Annotated in this window: 20 protein-coding genes; 13 read left to right on the top strand and 7 right to left on the bottom strand. The window is 32.5% G+C overall.

Annotated features, from left to right (window positions below):
• Positions 1-54: 54 nt before the first annotated feature.
• From OEW74_RS13620 to OEW74_RS13580, 9 genes are all read left to right on the top strand, one after another.
• A complete protein-coding gene (locus OEW74_RS13620) occupies positions 55-2,190 on the top strand; it encodes a TonB-dependent receptor plug domain-containing protein (RefSeq protein WP_265428997.1) in 2,136 nt (711 codons plus the stop codon).
• Between the two features lie 11 nt (positions 2,191-2,201).
• Positions 2,202-3,308 carry an HmuY family protein gene (locus tag OEW74_RS13615; RefSeq protein WP_265428996.1) on the top strand — a complete coding sequence of 369 codons (1,107 nt, stop codon included), beginning with the start codon at positions 2,202-2,204 and terminating at the stop codon, positions 3,306-3,308.
• Positions 3,309-3,335: 27 nt separating this feature from the next.
• Entirely contained in the window at positions 3,336-4,214 is an 879-nt protein-coding gene (locus OEW74_RS13610; protein ID WP_265428995.1) for a heme/hemin ABC transporter substrate-binding protein, read from the top strand.
• On the top strand, positions 4,198-5,238 hold the full coding sequence (locus OEW74_RS13605; RefSeq protein ID WP_265428994.1) for a FecCD family ABC transporter permease: 1,041 nt from the start codon (positions 4,198-4,200) through the stop codon (positions 5,236-5,238). The genes OEW74_RS13610 and OEW74_RS13605 overlap by 17 nt, the downstream gene beginning before the upstream one ends.
• Positions 5,238-6,011, top strand: coding sequence for a heme ABC transporter ATP-binding protein (locus OEW74_RS13600; RefSeq protein ID WP_265428993.1), 774 nt, complete (start codon positions 5,238-5,240; stop codon positions 6,009-6,011). The genes OEW74_RS13605 and OEW74_RS13600 overlap by 1 nt, the downstream gene beginning before the upstream one ends.
• Positions 6,012-6,662 (top strand): class I SAM-dependent methyltransferase, encoded by a 651-nt coding sequence (locus OEW74_RS13595; protein ID WP_265428992.1) that lies wholly within the window; start codon positions 6,012-6,014, stop codon positions 6,660-6,662. It abuts the gene before it with no gap.
• A 5-nt stretch (positions 6,663-6,667) separates the two neighbouring features.
• Complete coding sequence (locus tag OEW74_RS13590) at positions 6,668-7,696, top strand: hemin-degrading factor (RefSeq protein ID WP_265428991.1); 1,029 nt, start codon at positions 6,668-6,670, stop codon at positions 7,694-7,696.
• A gap of 191 nt (positions 7,697-7,887) precedes the next feature.
• On the top strand, positions 7,888-8,760 hold the full coding sequence (locus OEW74_RS13585; RefSeq protein WP_265428990.1) for a ChaN family lipoprotein: 873 nt from the start codon (positions 7,888-7,890) through the stop codon (positions 8,758-8,760).
• 347 nt (positions 8,761-9,107) lie between these two features.
• Positions 9,108-9,737 (top strand): peptide deformylase, encoded by a 630-nt coding sequence (locus tag OEW74_RS13580; protein WP_265428989.1) that lies wholly within the window; start codon positions 9,108-9,110, stop codon positions 9,735-9,737.
• Positions 9,738-9,751: 14 nt separating this feature from the next.
• On the opposite strand, the gene OEW74_RS13575 is transcribed toward OEW74_RS13580, so the two are convergent.
• Both OEW74_RS13575 and OEW74_RS13570 read right to left on the bottom strand, forming a co-directional pair.
• Positions 9,752-10,378 (bottom strand): hypothetical protein, encoded by a 627-nt coding sequence (locus tag OEW74_RS13575; RefSeq protein WP_265428988.1) that lies wholly within the window; start codon positions 10,376-10,378, stop codon positions 9,752-9,754.
• A gap of 61 nt (positions 10,379-10,439) precedes the next feature.
• Positions 10,440-11,564 (bottom strand): lactonase family protein, encoded by a 1,125-nt coding sequence (locus tag OEW74_RS13570; RefSeq protein WP_416207910.1) that lies wholly within the window; start codon positions 11,562-11,564, stop codon positions 10,440-10,442.
• A gap of 299 nt (positions 11,565-11,863) precedes the next feature.
• Between OEW74_RS13570 and OEW74_RS13565 the strand changes: the two genes are divergently transcribed.
• Positions 11,864-12,181: a hypothetical protein gene (locus OEW74_RS13565; protein WP_265428986.1), complete on the top strand. Its 318-nt coding sequence runs from the start codon at positions 11,864-11,866 to the stop codon at positions 12,179-12,181.
• A 6-nt stretch (positions 12,182-12,187) separates the two neighbouring features.
• Here the strand turns inward: OEW74_RS13565 and OEW74_RS13560 are convergent, their stop codons facing one another.
• Positions 12,188-13,504 (bottom strand): hypothetical protein, encoded by a 1,317-nt coding sequence (locus OEW74_RS13560; protein ID WP_265428985.1) that lies wholly within the window; start codon positions 13,502-13,504, stop codon positions 12,188-12,190.
• 245 nt (positions 13,505-13,749) lie between these two features.
• Here OEW74_RS13560 and pheT point away from each other — a divergent pair, with 245 nt between their 5' ends.
• The 3 genes from pheT (at position 13,750) to OEW74_RS13545 (ending at position 17,800) form a co-directional block, all read left to right on the top strand.
• Complete coding sequence (gene pheT / locus OEW74_RS13555) at positions 13,750-16,152, top strand: phenylalanine--tRNA ligase subunit beta (protein WP_265428984.1); 2,403 nt, start codon at positions 13,750-13,752, stop codon at positions 16,150-16,152.
• Positions 16,153-16,222: 70 nt separating this feature from the next.
• Positions 16,223-17,302 (top strand): hypothetical protein, encoded by a 1,080-nt coding sequence (locus tag OEW74_RS13550; RefSeq protein WP_265428983.1) that lies wholly within the window; start codon positions 16,223-16,225, stop codon positions 17,300-17,302.
• Positions 17,303-17,389: 87 nt separating this feature from the next.
• Positions 17,390-17,800: an META domain-containing protein gene (locus OEW74_RS13545; RefSeq protein ID WP_265428982.1), complete on the top strand. Its 411-nt coding sequence runs from the start codon at positions 17,390-17,392 to the stop codon at positions 17,798-17,800.
• Between the two features lie 52 nt (positions 17,801-17,852).
• Here the strand turns inward: OEW74_RS13545 and OEW74_RS13540 are convergent, their stop codons facing one another.
• The 4 genes from OEW74_RS13540 to bla form a co-directional block, all read right to left on the bottom strand.
• Positions 17,853-18,092, bottom strand: coding sequence for a hypothetical protein (locus OEW74_RS13540; protein ID WP_007845674.1), 240 nt, complete (start codon positions 18,090-18,092; stop codon positions 17,853-17,855).
• Between the two features lie 176 nt (positions 18,093-18,268).
• Complete coding sequence (locus OEW74_RS13535; RefSeq protein ID WP_265429041.1) at positions 18,269-19,159, bottom strand: 3-hydroxybutyryl-CoA dehydrogenase; 891 nt, start codon at positions 19,157-19,159, stop codon at positions 18,269-18,271.
• Positions 19,159-19,575: a hypothetical protein gene (locus OEW74_RS13530; RefSeq protein ID WP_265428981.1), complete on the bottom strand. Its 417-nt coding sequence runs from the start codon at positions 19,573-19,575 to the stop codon at positions 19,159-19,161. Before OEW74_RS13530 ends, OEW74_RS13535 begins: the two co-directional genes overlap by 1 nt.
• Positions 19,576-19,605: 30 nt before the next feature.
• The gene (gene bla, locus OEW74_RS13525; protein WP_265428980.1) at positions 19,606-20,478 is read right to left on the bottom strand and encodes a class A beta-lactamase, subclass A2; all 873 of its coding nucleotides are present in this window, start codon (positions 20,476-20,478) and stop codon (positions 19,606-19,608) included.
• Positions 20,479-20,613: the final 135 nt, after the last annotated feature.

Raw genomic sequence — 20,613 nt, 5'->3', positions numbered from 1 at the left:
ATTATTTTTACTTATTCTAAATAAAGCGCTATATTTGTCGAAAATTTTGAGTTTATGAAGAAGAAGGTGTTTTCAGTGGTGTCATTATCTGCAATTTTTTGGATAAATGCACAGGAAAAAGATTCTCTAAATCAGAAAAAAATAGAAGAAGTTGTCATTACCGGACAATATATGCAGCAATCAATCAACAAATCAATTTATAAAGTTGAGGTGATTGATGCACAGCAAATTAAAAATATGGCTGTAACGAATGTTGCAGAAGTTCTTAATCAAAATCTAAACATTTTAATAGAACCAAGCAGAGGTTCAGGAAATTCTAACGCAAATATTATGGGATTGAGTGGTGCTTACACAAAAATCCTTATTGATAATATTCCCGTAGTAACTGACGAAGGAATGGGTAATTTGGTAGACCTTACCAAGTTGAATGTAAATAATGTGGAAAGAATTGAGGTTGTAAAAGGCTCAATGGGTGTAGAATATGGTAATAATGCAGTAGCTGGAGTTATCAATATTATTACAAAGAAAAATTACGCAAAGAAATTTACGGCAATTGCATCTCTTCAGGAAGAAACAGTTGGAAAAGATTACGATTGGTTCAAAAAAGGAAATGGTCGTCATATTCAATCTTTAAATTTAGGATATCGAATTAATGATAATTGGTCGGTAACTGCAGATGTTAACCATAATGATTTTCAAGGATATAAAGGTCTTTTAAATGGCTACAAATATTTCAACGAAAGCAATGATGGGAAAAGAGGTTATGACTGGCAACCCAAAGATATGGTTACAGCAAATGGAGCCGTAAGATATAGCAAAGGAAACACAAGTTTATTTTATAAATTAAATTTTCTTTCAGAAAAAATAAATTACTATAATCCTTTAGTCATTGAAGATTATCTTGGGGAAGGAAATAGAACATATACTTCGGAAGATATTGACTACAATACAAAAAGATGGATTCATCAGTTTAATATTCAAACTAAAATAGGTAGAATCAATTATCATGGAGATTTCTCTTACCAAAGTCAGGAAAGAAAATCTCAGGATTATATTTATGATGTTCCTAACAGACAAGAGGTTTCCAGACAGCCGGAAAAAACTTTTTATAAATCTGATGTACTGTATTCAAGGGGGATGTTCAGTAACTTTTTAGATAATGAAAAAATCAATTTCCAATTAGGTTACGAATTAGACAGAACAAAAGGCTTTGCAGATGCTACAACATTTGAAAGTAATAATAATGGAATCAATATTGAAAGAACTATTTTCAATTATGCCAATTTTATTTCTGCTGAATGGAATATAAATGATTGGTTATCACTACGTCCCGGAGTACGTATGGCTTTAAGCGATAAATTTGATTCTCAATACAATTATTCTGCAACAGCAAGATTCAAAACTTCAGGAAAATCAGATCTTCGTGCAGTTTTTGGTTCGGCAAACAGGTTTCCAACATACGATGAGCTATATACTTATGTTGTTGATAATAATCATGATATTAGAGGTAACGAAAATCTTACACCGGAAACAGGATATTCTGCAAGTTTATTTTGGGATTATGCATTAACAAACTCAAACAATTGGAAATTCAATTTCAGTCTTTCAGGAATGTATCTTGATGTGAAGAATAGAATTGAAGATGTCGTTATTAATAACAGCCCTTTACAAATTACTTATCTGAATGTAAATAATTACAGATCATTATTATTTGGTGGAGGTGTCAATGTAAGAAAAGGTGATTTAACGTTGAATGCAGGAGTTTCAGTGATGGGGATTTCTCAGGCTTTAAATTCAGGAAATCTTACATCTCCAGATGATTATAATTATTATGCAGAAGCAAATTTTGCAGCCAATTATACACTTTCAAGTAGCAAAACATTATTTGCGCTTTATTACAAATATTCAGGTGAGCAAAGAAAATATACATTGAGAACTGATGCTCAGAATCCACAAGATCCGGGACAATATGTTTTAGGGGAAATCGGAGGGTTTAATATGCTTAATTTTACGGTGAGTCAACCTTTCTTTAACAATCATTTCGAAGTTAGTTTAGGTATTAAAAACATCTTTGATGTAACAAGCGTACGAAATACGGTACAAGCTGGTAATTCTCACAACGGACCTGCAGATCAACAGAATCTTTTCTATGGTAGAAGCTATTTTGCCAGATTAAATTATAATTTTTAATAAGAATTAAAATGAAAAAAATACTATTTTGCCTATTAATTGGTACTTCTTTTATTTCGCAGTCTTGTATTAACGACAACGAAGATCCGGTTTTGGTTACTAAATCAGATGGTGCAAGAGTTGATCCTGATGTAGGAGGGCCTACACAGCCCAATCAGGTCTGGTTTGATTTAGGTACAGAAACAGAAATTCTTACCAAAAGATCCAATTGGGATTTGGGATTTTATTCTGGAAACGAGTTTAAAGTAATTTTAAATTCTTCAATTATGATGGCTGCCGGAAAAATCGAGGGTGCTACCAATATTGATTTGGTAACTGAAGCAAGTGTAGCAACTCTTAAAACTCAGGTACAGGTTGCCAATTTCAATCCTTCAAACGTTAATTATATTGATGATGTAAAAGGTAATATTCCTGTAGGTTATACGGCAATTGAAGATATTAAAGCGAATGATTCTGATAATGCAGTCTATCTTGTAAATATGGGTAAAGAAGTTTATAATGGTTCAGTACCAGTTGGATCAGTTGTAACTGGAGGAGATGATAGAGGTTGGATGAAAGTGCAGGTAGTGAGATCTGGAACAGGATATAAAGTGAAATACGCAGCACTGAATTCTACATCTCACAAAGAATTATCAATAAACAAAAATGCTACATACAATTACAATTTTGTTAGCCTGAAAAATAATTCGGAAGTTTCTATTCAACCAGAAAAAAAGAGATGGGATATCTGTTTTACGGTTTTCACTAATACAATTACCGGAGCGGGAAGTTATATTTATGCAGATTTTGTAACATTAAATAATGTTGGTGGTGCAGCAGCTTACGAAGTAGTTGTTCCTTCAACATCATCAGGAGTTGAAGCTTATACAAACTTTAAAACTTCTGATATTGATCAGTCTAAATTTATTAGTAATGATCAGCGTGTAATTGGTTCAAATTGGAGAAATCCTGTAGGAGCAAATGGTTTGGAAGTGTACGGTGACCGCTTTTATGTGGTGAGAGATGCAGAAGGCTTTTTCTTTAAATTAAGATTTACAAGAATTACAAAAGCTACAACTGATAGTCAGGGACAGGCTGGAGAAAGAGGTTTTCCAACTTTCGAATACAAACCTTTATAATTTAAAAATAAATTAGAGTAAATAAAAATGAAAAAATTCATCCTTGCAGCTTCTGTTTTAATGGCAGTGTATTCTTGCAAAAAAGAAGTTCAAAAACCGACAGAAAACGGAAATGAAGTTGTTGCTGAAGCTCCAAAAACAAATAATAAAATAGTTTCTATTAGCGGTGGTATTACAGAAATTGTAGCAGCGCTTGGTCACGAAAAAGAAATTGTAGCTACAGATGTTACCAGTACTTATCCGGAATCTTTAAAAACAACAGCCGAAAACTTAGGTCACGTAAGATCGATGACGATAGAGCCGATTATGGCAGTAAATCCTACTTTAATTCTGGCGTCAGATAAAGATATCAACCCGGATTTATTAGGCAAAATCAAAGCTTCTGGCATCAAAACTGAATTATTCAAGCAGGAATATACAGTTGACGGAACCAAAAAACTAATTGCTGATGTTGCAAAAGCGGTAGGAAATACAGATTATCAGAAATTAAACGATAAAATTGATGCAGATTTAAAACAAATCCAGCCGATGGCTAAAAAGCCAAAAGTATTGTTCATCTACGCAAGAGGAAACATGATGATGGTTTCTGGTAAAAATACGCCTATGGCAGCTTTAATTAATCTTGCAGGAGGTGAAAACGCAATCAATGATTTTGAAGATTTCAAACCTTTAACTCCGGAAGCGGTTGTAAAAGCAAACCCGGATGTGTTATTTTTCTTCTCAACAGGTCTTGAGGGATCGGGAGGAAACGAAGGTGCATTAAAAATGCCGGGTGTTTCTCAAACCAATGCCGGTAAAAACAAAAAAATTATCGCAATGGATGGAGGTTTAGTTTCAGGTTTCGGACCTAGATTGGGTGAGGCAGCATTATCATTAAACAAACTTTTAATTGAAAGCACAAAATAAATTATACATTTATTTAATTTCTAGTGCCCTTTTGCTGGTTATACTGGCAATTGTGGCACTTTATGTTGGTGTATATGATTTCAATGGCGTTTCGCCTTTTAAGATTTTAGGTCAGTTTATTCAAGGCGATCCCAATTTGCAGTTAAGCGACAAATATGTACTTTGGGATGTAAGAGCGTCTCGAATTGTGATGGCAATTTTGGTGGGAAGTATGTTGGCGGTTTCAGGAACGAGCTTGCAGGGAATGTTCAAAAATCCTTTGGCAACGGGAGATTTAATAGGTCTTACTTCGGGAGCTACTTTATTGGCGGCAATTGCAATTGTTTTAGGAGGGCATTTTAAAGAATATCTTCCTGAAATGGTACAGTTTTCATTAACGGGTATTTCGGCTTTCATAGGAGCTTTATTAGCAATGATGTTGGTGTACAGGATTTCTACAAGTGGTGGAAAAACAAATGTCGTGATGATGTTGTTGAGTGGTGTTGCAATTACAGCAATCGGGTTTTCTATCACAGGTTTTTTGATTTATATATCTAAAGACGAGCAGTTAAGAGATCTTACTTTCTGGAATATGGGAAGTTTAGCGGCGGCAACTTGGACGAAAAACATCGTCTTGGCAATCGTAATTGTCATTTCTTACACGATTCTTCTTCCAAAAGGAAAAGCTTTGAATGCAATGATGTTAGGTGAAAAAGATGCACAGCATTTAGGAATTAATGTTGAAAGATTAAAAAAGCAGATTGTTATTTTAACGGCTTTAATGATCGGAACCTGCGTTGCATTTTCAGGGACGATTGGTTTTGTAGGTCTTATTGTACCGTATATTTTGAGGCTTTTATTTAAATCGAATTATACTTTCATTTTACCGTTGTCTTCAGTTTGCGGAAGTATTTTACTTTTGGTGGCAGATACTTTTAGCAGAAGCATTGTACAGCCTTCAGAATTACCAATCGGTATTTTAACGGCGTTAATGGGAGGACCTATTTTTATCGCTATTTTAATTAAATTTAAAAAATCATTCTAATGTTACAGGCACGTCAGATTGATTATAAGCATAAAGAATTTTTTATTCTGAATGATGTAGATGTCACTTTAGATTACGGCGACTTTTTGGCTATTGTTGGTCCAAATGGAGCTGGGAAATCGAGTTTGCTGAGTGTTTTGGCAAATGAGGTGAAGCAGGGAAAACAGAAAATAATGTTTAAAAATAAAGACATTTCAGATTGGGAAGTGAGAGAATTATCTTTACACAAAGCCAAATTTTCTCAGCACAATTCCAACGAAATTCCTTTGCAAGTAAAAGATGTGGTGATGATGGGACGTTATCCTTATTTTGATTCTCAGCCAAGAAAAGAAGATTTCGAAGCGATGAACAAATTAATGTACGAGACCGATGTTTACCATCTTAAAGAAAGAGATTACAATACTTTATCGGGTGGTGAAAAACAAAGAGTACATCTTTCGAGAGTAATGGCGCAGCTTGAAAATGAGCTTGAGAATAAGCTTGTTTTTCTGGATGAACCATTAAATAATTTAGATGTAAAACACCAGTACAAAGCTTTAGAAATCATAAAAAAATTTACACAAAATGCCAATTCAGCCATTGTTGTTTTGCACGATCTGAATTTGGCCGCCCAGTTTGCAGATAAAATTTTATTGATGAAATCAGGAAAAGTTTCCGCTTACGGTACGCCGGAAGAAGTATTTACTTCCGAAACTATTTCGCAGGCTTACAACTTTCCTTGCACTATTTGTCCGCATCCTGTCAATTCAAACCCTATGATTATTTTTGGATAAATGGAAGAAAAAGATTTAAAAATATTAGCGCAAAACCTTGCCAATCCTCAAGGTGAAAAAGGTATTCAGATTGGAGAAATGATGAATGAAACCAACATCGGAATGACGTTGGAAAGCATCAAAACTCTTTTAATTGAAGATGATGAGCATATTCTTGAAATTGGTCATGGGAATGCAGCTCACGTAAAAAGCCTTTTAAGTTTAGCTCAAAACATAAAGTACACCGGAATTGATATTTCCGAAACGATGCATCTTGAAGCTAAAAGATTAAATGAAATATTTAAAAATCAGGCAGATTTTGTTTTGTATGAAGGAACGAAACTGCCTTTTGAAGATAAAACTTTCGATAAAATATTCACTGTAAACACCGTTTATTTCTGGGAAAATCCGGTAGAATATTTAAATGAAATCTACAGAGTTTTAAAAAACAACGGGACATTTGTTCTTACTTTCGGGCAAAGAGATTTCATGGAAACTCTACCTTTCACTCAATTCGATTTTACCCTTTACAATTCGGATGAAATGGAGGAAACGGTTTCTAAAAGCTTTTTTAAAAGAATGAAAATTTCCGAGAAAGAAGAAGAAATAAAAAGCAAAACCGGAGACGAATTAATCAAAAGAAATTACACAATTTTAACCATAAAAAAATAAATAAAATGAATACAATAGTTAACGACCTTAAAGAAAAATGGGAAGCTCTGAAAGCAGAAAATCCACATTTAAGAATAAGAAATGCCGCTGCAGAATTGGGTGTAAGCGAAGCAGAATTATTATTAACTAATGTAGGAGAAGAAGTAACCGTTTTGAAACCTGAATTTGCAAACATCTTAACAGAAGTTGAAAAATTGGGAAAAGTAATGGCTCTAACAAGAAACGACGAGTGCGTTCACGAAAGAAAAGGAACTTACTTAAACGGTGATTTCAGTAGTCCTCATGCACAGCTTTTTGTAGGTGAAGATATCGATTTGAGAATCTTTCAAAACCACTGGAAATTTGCTTTTGCTGTGGTTGAAGGGGATAAAAAAAGCCTACAGTTCTTCGGAAAAGACGGTTTAGCACTTCACAAAATTTATTTAACGAAAGACAGCAATGTTGAAGCTTTCGATCCTATCGTTGCTCAATTTAAAGCTGAAGATCAGAATGAAGTTTTCGAATTTGAAGCAGTTGCTCTAAAAGCTCCTGAAAAAGAAGATTCAGAAATCGATGCTGAAGGGTTCAAAAAAGCCTGGACAGAATTGAAAGATACTCACGATTTCTTTATGATGACCAGAAAATTCGGTGTTTCAAGAACTCAGGCTTTGAGATTAGCTCCGGAAGGTTATGCTAAAAAAATTGATCCGTCAAAAGTGGTAAATGTTTTGGAAGATGCTTCTGAAAAACGACTTCCGATCATGGTTTTCGTTGGAAACAGAGGAATTATTCAGATCCATACCGGAGAAGTGAAAAAAACAATGTGGCACCAACAATGGTTTAATGTAATGGATCCTGATTTCAATTTACATTTAGATGTAACCAAAATCGCTGAAGCCTGGATCGTGAAAAAACCAACTGAAGATGGTGAAGTTACAGCAATCGAAGTATTCAACAGCGAAGGTGAATTTATTGTACAATTCTTCGGAAAAAGAAAACCGGGAATTCCTGAATTACAAGAATGGAAAGATCTGGTAGCAGATCTTGAAAAATAAATAATTAGATGATTGGATGAAGACCGTTTTGTTTGAAGATTCAAAACGGTCTTTTTTGTTGAACTTAAACACAAATTTCACAAATGTTTTTTCACGAATAGCACTAATTTGTAAATTTATAATCAATAATTATTTGTGATATTTGTTAAGTCATTCGTTCCATTTGTGTTTAAAAAAATCAAAAAAATAAAATGAAAAATATTTTTATCGCCATATTGATTTTAGGATTTTCTGCATTCAAAGCGCAGAATTTTAAACCTTATCAGTTTTACAATAAAAAAGGAAAAGCCATTAAAACAGAGAAGTTAATCAAGCAGCTTGCTGATTACGATGTTGTTTTCTTTGGGGAACTTCACAATAATTCGATCGTACACTGGCTTCAGTTAAAAGTTACAGAAGGGCTTTACGACAAAAAAAATAAGCAGATCACTTTGGGTGCCGAAATGTTTGAAAGAGACAATCAGCCGCAACTTAATAAATATCTTGCCGGTAAAATTGAAGCTAAAAGTCTGAAAGATTCTGTTCGTTTGTGGAATAACTTTACCACAGATTACAAACCTTTGGTTGATTTTGCAAAAGATAAAAATCTAAACTTTATTGCGACCAATATTCCAAGAAAATACGCGTCACAGACGGCAAAAGAAGGTTTGGAGTCTTTAAATAAACTGACTGAAAAAGAAAAGTCTTACATTGCACAATTGCCGATCAATGTTACTTTAGACACGCCGGGTTATCCTGAAATGAAAAAAATGATGGGCGACCATGCAGAAGGAACCAAAGTGATGAATTTTATTTCAGCTCAGGCGACAAAAGATGCTACAATGGCAGAATCTATTCTAAATAATTTACAACCAGGAAAAACATTTATTCATTACAACGGAAACTTTCACAGTAAAGAATTTGGCGGAATTTATTGGTACATCAAACAGAAAAACCCGAATCTGAAAATGGCGGTGATCTCTGTTTTTGAATCTGAAGATGATGAATTAAAAATTCCTGAAAAAGAATACATCCCGACAGATTATAATCTGATTATTCCTGCGGATATGACGAAAACGTATTAAAAAGAGACAGGTTAAAAGTTAAAAGAACCAAGTTTTTATCTCACGCAGATTATGGAGATTTTGCAGATTTTTTTATCTGCTTAATTTGCTAAATCTGCGTGAGATTATAAATAAATACAAAGTTTGTCATTCACTCCGTCGAATCCTTTGGATTTCTGTAAGAATTTCAAGAAAACATATCAATAGAAACGGGCTTTAGCCCGTTTTTTTATTGCAAAGTTGTCATTCTGAAAAAAGTAAGCAAAGTGAAGAATTTCTAAAAATGAAGTCGAGATTCTTCCTTCGTCAGAATGACAAACATTATTTTTAAAAGACAATGGTTATCTTTGCTCAACATTCTTTTAAAAATGAAAAAAATCTCCATACTCTTCATACTTTTCATCGGTTTTATTAATGCTCAGAAATTGACTTCCAGCGAAATTTCATTAATCAATCAGGGTGATATTAATTCAGCTTTGCCGATTTATCAGACCACAGATGCTCATCAACATAAAACTTTACTGAACCTTTCTACCGAGATTAATCCGCTTGACAAAAACACGGCAACTTTGGTCAAAAGAATGGAGAGATCACTTCTTTCAACTGACGGTGGAGTAGGAATTGCCGCTCCGCAAGTAGGGATCAACAGAAAAATAATTTGGGTACAACGTTTTGACAAAGCAGGAGAGCCTTTGGAATATTTCATCAATCCGGTGATTACCTGGAGGTCAGAGTTACAGAATCTCGGCCCGGAAGGAGACTTATCAATTCCCGATTTTCATGATCAGTTTTACAGAAGTAAAGTCATTCAACTGGAATATGTTGATTTGAAAGGGCAAAAATTCTCAGAAATGGTAGAAGGTTTTACGGCAATTATTTTCCAGCACGAAATTGATCATCTTTTTGGAATTTTAATTTCAGATAAAAAGAAAAAAGAGGAGAATGATTCTTATCTAAAAGTAGATGCTTTTAAGAAAAGTGATTCTGTGGGAAGGTAAATAATAGCTCTTTTTTATTTGTTGACATCTTCAATCATTTTGATGATTTCTAAAAAATCGTTTTCTTTTTTGAAAGCTTTTATTTTGTCAACAATTTCTGGGTAATCTTTAAAAAGAATATAAAGGTCTTCTTTTGCTTTTTCATATTTCTTTTCTTTCATTCTAAGTCTGAAAGGATAAGCATAGAGCTTTTTTTCAGCATCATTAGCATCCTGAAATACAAAATTAGGATAATCTTCTAACGTTCTTGCAATTGCATTATATCCTCTGATTGACGTAAAATAAATATTGAATTTTCCTTCTGAAATCACTTCTCCAAATGTCTCTGTAATTTTTGTTGGGATTCCAACTAATGCATAATTGTCAGCGTAAGCTTTGAAATTATACAAAGGAACAAACTTCAAGTTTTCAGCAGAAAAGCTTGTAATCTCATTGGGAGTATATTTTGCGGGTTTTTCTTTTTCATCTGATCTGAAATGTAATTTATCATTTTGGCTGGGATACCATTTTATTTGTCCATTCAGTTCAGATAAATCTTTAAGAATTACTTTACCGTTAACAAATTCTGTGGCAAATGGATAGTTTTGTCCGTAAGAGAAAAGTGCAGACAGAAGTAAACCTAAACTTAAAATATATTTCATGATTGTAATGTTTCGAAAAATGAGAACCAAAAATAAGAAAATAAATCTTTTGTTAAGTGAATTAGTATTTCTTTATTTGTACACAAGAAACATTTTTTATTTTGATTTTTTTACCAACTTTTTTTAATAATCCTGTTTCAAAATTTCTTTTAAACACAACCACGTTGCTGGTTCCGGTATTGGTTGCAATTAAAAACTTTCCGCTTGGGTCAAGATTAAATGTTCTTGGATGTTTACCTTTTACTGACTGATAACCTACCGTTTTCAACTTCCCATCGTTCTGAATTGAAAATATGGCAATATTATTTTCTTTTCCACGGTTTGAGGCATACAAAAATTTCCCATCGGGCGAAATGTGGATATCAGAACTTTCAAAATTATCTTTATATTTTTCTGAATGGGTATTGATTCGTTGTAGATTATTCGGTTTCCCGTTTTCGTAAGAATATGCACTTACTGCGCCTCCCATTTCTTCAATGCAATAAGCAAATTTTCCGTTGGGGTGGAACGTAAAATGCCTCGGTCCGCTTCCTAAAGTTGTTTTTGTAAAAGCAGTTTCAGCTTCTTGTAAAGGTTGGTCGTTTTCATTTTTAAATTGATAGGTTCTGATTTTATCTGCTCCCAAATCAGGACAAAAGATATAATCAAAGTTTGGAGAAAAAACAGTAGAATGAATATGCGAACGTTTTTGTCTGCCAGGATCTATACTTCCTTCCAAAAACTGAAAATTTTGTACATAAGGTTCAATTTTTCCATTTTCTAAAATAGGATAAACAGAAATACTTCCTTCTGTGTAGTTTCCATTCACAAGCCATTTTCCATTCTTATGAGCGGTAAGATACACCGGATTTTCACCACCACTTTTTTGACTGTTGATAAAAGTAAGCGATTTGTTTTCAGGTCTAAACTCAAAACTACTTACACTTCCCCCATTTTCGGTTTTACTTTCAGTACATGCGAAAATATATTTTCCATTAGGCGATACTGTAAGAAACGAAGGATTTAAAATACCGGTAACAGCTGTCACTTTTGATAAATTTCCGCTAATAGTATCTAATTGATAAACATAAATCCCTTCCGTATTTTTATCCCAATTGAAAGAGCCGAAAAAAGCATACGTGTTTTGAGAAAAGAAACAGATCCAAGTACAAAAAGTAAAGGTTAAGACGAAAATTTTTTTCAAAATATAGAGTTGACTGTGTTAGGTAAAGAGTACAAAAATTGGTTTTTACATTTTAAGCTTTTTGCTGTGTACTCAATTTTTATTTTCAAATATAATACAAATCCTTTAAAACTCGAACCACAATAAGTTATTTTAGCATTTTAATGACTGATTATTAGTTTTTAAATTTTTTGAATTTCAAACTATCAACCGTCAACTAAAACCTATCAACTACTTAATTAAGTATGCTAAATTTAATACTGAATTTCTGTGCTTTTTATCTGCAATTTTAGCAAACCACTTTAGAGGCAAGGTTTCCCAATTTGGGACGAGGCAAACCTGTTTCCGGGGAGACTTTCCCAAGTTGCGACAGTGCAAACCAGTTTGAGGGAAAGCTTTCCCAAATTGAGAACGGAAAAATTTCCAATGATATTTTTCTTTTTTTGGTAATATGTTTATTCTCAATTTTTAGGATAAATGCCGAAGGTAATTATCATATAAATGTTACCATTCAACATTTTCTGCGTACGGTTTATCTATATAATCTCGGAAGTTTAATTTCAGATAAAAAGAAAAAAGAAGAGAATGATTCTTACCTGAAAGTAGATGCTTTTAAGAAAAGTGAGGCTGTAGAGAGATAATAAATATTACTGATTAGGCCTTTTCCATTCTTCAAGCCATTGTAATTTCACAGAACCTTCAAAAAGACCTTTATAGAGTTGCCCTGCATCCCAGGCAAAATCTCCATTGCTCAGTTTTATATTAGGAATCCAAAGTTTCGATTCTTCATCAAGTTCAACAACCCATTGGCTTTCTTTTACATTTTTAATGTAATATTCTCCGTAAAACGCTAAAACTGAGGGGAACCAACTTTTAAATAGTTGAGTGTTGTCATGATTCCAGATGATCGCTTCATCCACCGTTTCAAGTCCGTTATAGTCAAATGTTAATTTTTCTTTTTCAATATTTAAAACAATTGAAAGTTTATCAATTAAATCCAGGATATTTTTTATAAAATTCTTTCCATATTGATCTGAAATTTTTTGATAGAAATATTCTGAAATATTGGGATTATTTTTAAATTTTTCATATTCAGCTTGTGCATTTCTTAGTTCAGAAAGATTTTCAAAAATATTTACTTCAACGATTTTCATTTTGCTTCCTGCGCCATTTTTTTGATTGACTTCATCGATGAGAAAGTAATAACCATTTTTGTCAGATTTATAAAGATTAGCATAGAAATCTTTAATATAAACTTTGTCTTCTAAAAATTTTAATTGATGATTTTTAATCAAGTCATCAATATAATTCGGATAAATATGATGTTCATTAGGTTCATAGTCAAGCATTGCATCACCGTTTGCGAGTTTTTTCATTAAATCTTCTTCATTATCGACATTGTAATATATTTCTGAAATATTTACTTCATCTGATGAAAGAGTTTTAAGATCAGGATAGATACCGGCATATTTTTTTGTTCCGTAATCATTTAAAAATAAAATCTGACCGTTTTTCAATTCATAAACTCCATCTTTTTTTAGTCCGTAGATTTCGTCAAACTGTGTTAATCTTTTTGGTTTTTGCGTTTGAAGAATTCTTAAACCTTTCTCATATAAAAGTTCTGTTTTGTAAGAAATATTCTTTCTTAAATTCCAAATTTGGTTTTTAACAAATCGAACATCTTTGATTTTATTAAAGTCATTTTCATTATTTATCAAAGCACCTTGTCTGTCAAAAAATTCAATAATGATTTCATTATTGTTTAAAGTATAGGTTTTAGAAGTCCAGTTTTTAAACTTTAAAGAATCTATTTTACCTGAAAATGAGGAAACTAAGTTTGCGATTTTTGAGCTATCAATTATTTTAATATTTATTTTAGAATTGTCTTTTGTGGTAATAACCATTTGCTGGCTAATTGCTTTTTGACTGATCAGAATAAATACAAATAAATAAATGAGTTTCATATTTTCAAATATAAAACAAATTCCTAAAATGAGATGTTTACAAAGAAGCAATTTGAAAATTCCATAAAAATGAAAAGTTCCTTTTCTCAACCTAAATATATCCCAATATGATTTTTTTAACCTTTTTGAATTTCGGTATTTCTTAAAAAAACACGACATTTGTAGACGCAAAATTCAGAGGTGTTTCATAGTTGTTAAAAATGATGAATACAGAATCTGAAGACTAAATTTTTAAAATTCTAGCAATGAAAATATCAAGCAACTGGCTGAAAGACTACATCAAAACAGAACTGAAAACCGAAAGAATCGGTGAATTTCTTACCGATATAGGTCTTGAAGTAGAGGGAATCGATCAATTTGAAAGTGTAAAGGGAAGTCTTGAAGGCATCGTTGTAGGAAAAGTTTTGACTTGTGAGAAACATCCGAATGCTGATAAATTAAACAAAACCACAGTAGATGTAGGAAACGGAAAAGTTTTAAATATCGTTTGTGGAGCTCCTAATGTTGCAGAAGGACAAACTGTTCCTGTTGCAGTAGTGGGAGCTAAAATTTATGCTAAAGACGGAAGTTTTTTCGAAATTAAAGAAGCAAAGATCAGAGGTGAGGTTTCTCAGGGAATGATCTGTGCAGAAGACGAATTAGGTTTGAGTGACGATCACGGCGGAATTATGGTTTTAGATGAAACCAAATATGAAGTAGGAAAAAACTTTGCCGATTATTTTGAATTAACGAATGATGAAGTTCTTGAAATTGGTTTAACGCCAAACAGAACCGATGCAATGTCACATTACGGGGTTGCAAGAGATCTTCATGCATTCCTTTCAACAAACCAGCAAAAATCTGAGTTTGAAAAAGTTTCTTCTGTTGCCTTAAATAATGAAGGTTCGCACAGCTTTACGCTTGAAGTGGAAGATACTGAATTAACACCAAGATACATCGGTGCAGTGATCGAAAACGTAAAAGTTGCAGATTCTCCGGCTTGGTTAAAAGACAGATTAAAAGCAATAGGTTTAAGCCCGATCAACAATATTGTAGATATTACCAATTATATTCTTCACGGTTTCGGTCAGCCGCTTCACGCTTTTGATGCAGATAAAATTGCAGACAAAAAAGTGAAAGTAGGAACTGTTGCAGAAGGAACAAAATTTACGACTTTGGATGGTGTTGAAAGAACATTAAACGGTTCTGAAATCATTATTAAAGACGGACAAGATAATCCGATGTGTATTGCGGGAGTTTTCGGTGGTGCCAATTCGGGAGTTTCTAATGAAACAAAAACTATTTTCCTGGAAAGTGCTTATTTCAATCCGGTTGCGGTAAGAAAAGGAGCTAAATTCCATGGCTTGAATACCGATGCTTCTTTCAGATTTGAAAGAGGAGTGGATCCTAATATTACAAGAACGGCCATTACTCATGCCATCAAATTGATCGAAGAATTAGCTGAAGGAAAGTTGACAGGAGAGTTATTGGAAGAATATCCTAAGAAAATTGAGGATAATTATATCATCATCAGATTTTCAAAAATCGAACAGATTTTAGGAACAAAAATTCACAGAGAAAAAGTAAAAGAAATTTTAAAAGCACTGGAAATTCAGGTTTTAAATGATATTCAAAATGGTTTTGAAATCTCTGTTCCTGCATACAGAGCCGATGTAACAAGAGAAATCGACGTTATTGAAGAGATTTTAAGAATCTACGGGTACAATAAAATCGACGCTCCACAAAAAATTTCATTTACTCCTGTAAAATTAAGTGCAAACGATCAGGATGAGCTGGAAAATTCTTGGGCAAGAACTTTACAGAGTTTAGGCTTCAACGAAGTAATGAACAACTCATTAACTTCTGTAAAAGACGAAACTGATGCTGTAAAATTATTAAACCCTTTAAGCGGTGATTTGGCATTTATGAGAAAGTCTTTATTAGAAGGACTTTTGCAGAATGCAGTGTACAATATCAACAGAAAAAATCAGGATATTAAGTTTTTTGAATTCGGAAAAATCTACCACAAAAGAGAGAAGTACGAAGAAAGAAAACAGTTGGCTATTTTGGTTTCAGGAAGAAATGTTGCTGAAAACTGGTTACAGCCAAAGTCTGCTACAGATTTTTACAATCTGAAAGCTTATGTGAAAGTTTTGCTTGAAAGATTAGCGATCGATTATAAAGAAGTTGCTTTGTCTGACGAAAGATTCTCTGACGCAATTGAATATAAATCTGAAGATAAAACTTTGGTAAGAATCGGAAAAGTGGCTCCTCAAATGCTGAAAGATTTTGATATAGACCAGGAATGCTTCTATGCAGAAATCGAGCTTGAATTTGCTCAGGAATTGCGTTCTAAAAACGAATTGAAGTTTAAAGATATACCTAAATTCAACAAAATCAGAAGAGATTTAGCTTTATTGATTGACAAGAATATCTCTTATCAGGAATTATATCAAACGGCTAAAAAGAATAAATCTCCATTCATTAAAAACATTAATCTTTTTGATGTGTATGAAGGGAAAAATCTTCCGGAAGGTAAGAAGTCTTACGCAATGAGCTTCGAATTGTTAAACGAAGAAAAAACTCTTGAAGAAAAAGAAATTTCTCACGTAATGGATTCTTTAATTAAATCTTTCCAAAAAGAGTTTAATGCTGAATTGAGATCGTAAAAGAAAATATCATATATTGGAAGCGGACATTTGTCCGCTTTTTTTGTTTTAAAGATAATACTACATTAATATGAAATCATTTATAGCTCTTGTTTTTCTACTTGTTTACAATTCTTTTCATTGTCAAAATAATGAATTGACCAATAAGAAATTAATCAGCTATTATGAAGCCATAAATTTTGCAGAAGATAAGATTGCGACTAATGAGTTAGAGAGTGCAGATTTTTATTATCAGAAGGCGTTTAAAACTTTTAAAGAACCTCATGCGAATGATTTGTATAATTATATGAAAGTTCTGCTGAACAAGAAGGATTATGAAAATGCTTTTAAACATTATCAGTCTTTAGATTGTATGAAATATAAATTTGAAGAAAATTTTCTTTCATCTCATTTTCCAAATAGTGAACAATACAAAAAGCTAAAATGTAAAAATAAGTTTGATGATAATTACCGAAAAGAACTTGATTCTTTATTTATCATTGATCAGCATTACAGAAAACTTTCCGGTGGAAATTATGCAAAATATAAAAAAGAAATTACCAAAAATGACAGCATTACGAGTACGAAACTTTTAAGTTTGATTCAGAAAAAAGGATTTCCTAATGAATATGATTTGGGTTTAAGTTCTGCCAACTTAGTTTTTTTTCAAAATTTTTATTATATCATTTGGCATCAATTGGCGACTAATCTTTACAGTCCTCAAGTTGTTAATTTTTCAAGTGAAATTATAAAAGCTTTAAACAAAGGAAAAATTACTCCTGAAAACGCAGCTTTTCTTTTAGATTTAAATAATGGAACCACAAATTATTCTAATGGAAATTTCGACATAATGCAGTTTTTAAAAAATGAAGATGATCCGGAAAGACCTCATGATTATATGGAAAAAATGTTGGAAAAAGCAGATTGTTGCTATGTACATCAATGGTTTTATCCTGAAAAAAGAGGAGAAAAAGGAAATAATTTGGTGAAAGATATAGATAAAAGACGGAAGGGTATAGGAATGAGCACTTTAGATCAGAGTTTGAGAAAAAAGGCTTTCCTACTAACTAACAAAGAATATAAAATGAGAGGTTCGAATCTTGTTGGGATAAATTTTCTGAAAGATGAAGATGCCGAAAATTTTAAGAAGAGTTTTATTAAAATTAAATAGTATTAAGAATACATTTAACATAAATCTATATTTTTAGAAATTAATTATTAATAATTTCCGTAAATTTGAATTAAATCAAAATTAAAAATGAAAAATCTTTTTTTAAGTATATGCACATTTGCCGTTTTGGCATCTTGCGGAACAACGAAAAACGCATCTTCATCAAATGTTGGAAAAGCGCAGCCGTCAATTGCCAACACAAAATGGGTTTTAGCGGATAACGTAAAAGGGCAGGTTCCTACTTTGAATGTAGAAGGTTCAAAAATCAATGGAAACGCCGGATGTAACAGATATTTTGGTGGTGTAACCATGGAAACAGCATCAGGGAAATTTGAAGCTTCACAAATGGGTTCTACAAAAATGGCTTGTGCAAATATGAGTGTTGAGCAAAACTTCCTGGATATGCTTAATAAAGCTAATAAATATGTAGTTTCAGGAACTACTTTAGAATTGTATCAGGATAATTTGTTGCTTTTAAAATTCAACAAATCTGAATAAAAATAAAAAAGGAACTCAAATTTTGAGTTCCTTTTTTTATAAGTGGTTTTTCTTATTCTTCCTCTTCTTCGTCGTACTTAGCCAACTCTTCGTCGCACCATTTGAATGCTGCTTCAACTACTTTAGTAGCTTCGTCTGCCATCGTTTCTTCATCGTCACCTTCCAAATCATCAAGCCATTCTACTTCTTCCTCTTCAACGTTTAAGATGAATCTTGGATATTCTGTATGTACTACGAATAAATCTTCAGGAAATTCCGAATTATCTGCTAATAAAAACTTTGGTAATTTCATTTTTTTTAATGTTTTAACTTTGAATCAAAGATAATAAAATTATTGGTATTTTCTTCTCGATCTTAATTTTTTGTAAAACTAAATTTTGTAAATCTGCTTCTTAAGTCATTTTCAAGTGAAGCCAATTTGATTTCAATTTAAAATTTACGATTGACAGTTTACCTCTTTATTTCTTCTTATTTTGCAAACATTTTTGCTACTTTCTCAGCTTTTTTGCTTTCAGAATAATCATAGAAACCTTCTCCAGATTTTACGCCTAATTTTCCTGCCATTACCATGTTTACCAATAACGGGTTTGGTGCGTATTTAGGATTTTTGAAACCATCGTACATTACGTTTAAGATAGCTAAACAAACATCTAGACCGATAAAATCTGCCAACTGAAGTGGTCCCATTGGATGAGCCATTCCTAATTTCATTACCGTGTCAATTTCCTCAACTCCTGCAACACCGTTGTATAAAGTTTCGATAGATTCGTTAATCATCGGCATCAAAATTCTGTTCGCAACAAAACCAGGGTAATCATTCACTTCTACAGGAACTTTTCCTAAAGTTTTGCTCATTTCGTAAATCGCATCAAAAGTTTCTTTTGAAGTAGAGTAGCCTTTGATAATTTCTACCAGTTTCATGATTGGAACCGGGTTCATAAAGTGCATTCCGATTACTTTGTCTGCTCTTTTGGTAGCGGCAGCAATTTTAGTAATAGATATTGATGAAGTATTGGTCGATAAAATACAGTTTTCCGGAGCAAACTCATCCATCTGAGCAAAAATCTTTAATTTTAAATCCTGATTTTCAGTTGCAGCTTCCACTACCAAATCTGCGTTGGTTACCGCATCTTTTAGCTGAGTGAAAGTGGTGATGTTTCCTAAAGTTTCTGCTTTTTGTTCTTCTGTAAGGTTTCCCTTTGCAATGATTCTGTCAAGGTTTGTAGTAATAGTTTTCAATCCTTTGTCTAAAGCTTCCTGAGAAACGTCTACTAAATTTACACTAAAACCGCTTTGTGCGAATGTATGTGCAATACCATTTCCCATGGTTCCCGCTCCGATAACGACAATGTTTTTGATCATTTTAAATTTTCTTTTTTATATATAGTTAGATTATTTAATGTATTTAATTTTTCCTTTTTAACAATTTTCTGGCTTTCGAAATTTACAATTCCGTCACTGCTTTCATTTCTGGATTTATTCTGCGAATTGATTTCTGCTTCAAGTCCTTTTATGAATTTAGCTTTTTTGCTTTTTGAGAGTGCATCAATTCCAATGAACAATTTATATTCACCTTCTCTTCCCAAACGTGACTGTCGGTATACTTCAAGAGTATTTTTTTTACCTTGAAAGCTGTTGATATAATTCATTACCGGACTGCTTGAAGGCGGTCCGCAACAAATGCTGTTGTAGCTTATTTCAATATAATTTTCACTTTTCTGAGCAAAGAAAAATGCACCACTGAAGACTGCTATTGTTAAAAATAATTTTTTCATTTTAATGGTTTTAAAATTAAGCTTTAAATTTTACTTATTAAAATGATCCCAAACTGCTTTTGAAATGTTTGAAATCATCTTACAATTCACTTCTTCTGTCTCAGTAGAATTGCTAATAAATACTACTATTGCATAATGCTTGCCATTTGGTAAAGTAACAATTCCCGAATCATTTTCTGCAATTGTTAAATCTCCATCTTTCCCTGAAGAACCTGTTTTGTGAGCTATAGATTGTTTTGGTAATTGTTCTTTTAATTTATTTCCTCCTGTAGAGGTATTCAGCATAATGTCGTATAAAAACTTTGTAGATTTTTCAGACAAAATTTTACCATCGTAGAATTTTTTATAAAGCTGGCTCAAAGAATTGGTTGTGGTATAATTTTCATATAAATATTTTGCTCCTTTGTGCATTTGCTCTTCATTATGTTTAATCTGGAAATCTTTCACTCCTTTAGAATCCATAAATTTTTGAACAACTTGTGTACCTCCAATTAATCTTAATAATATATCACAGCCATTATTATCACTCCACGCAACGGTATAATTAATGATTTCACTTAAAGAAAGTTCTATATTTCCATTAGGGTATTTTTCCCGAATCGGCGACCATGTATCAAGTAATAATTCAGATTCTTCTAAAAGAATTTTCTGGTCTAATGAAAGTTTCCCCTTATCTACTAAATCGAGAACTGTAGCTGCAATATGAAACTTAAAAACACTAAGCATCGGTAGCTTTATTTCTGCATTTTTATTGAATTTAAAACCGTCTTCAAAACCTAAAACAGAAACTCCAACAGTTGCTTTTTTATCTTTAATAATTGAATCAACCTTGTGTGCTAAAACAGATTTCTGAGCAAAAGTAAATGCTGAAATCAAGAGAAAAAGAAGTGCTGTTTTTTTCATAATATTCTGTTTAAAAACAAATCCCTTTCAGACAATAAAAGGCATTTGCAATTTAAGATTTTTTACAATAAACTTGTTTAAACTTTTTATTTAACCACAAAAGAGGCAAAAGATTTAGATATTTCTATTTAATCT

The organism is Chryseobacterium sp. YIM B08800 (assembly GCF_026163565.1).
Classification (GTDB): Bacteria; Bacteroidota; Bacteroidia; order Flavobacteriales; family Weeksellaceae; genus Chryseobacterium.
This window is presented reverse-complemented; position numbering and strand designations above follow the sequence as displayed.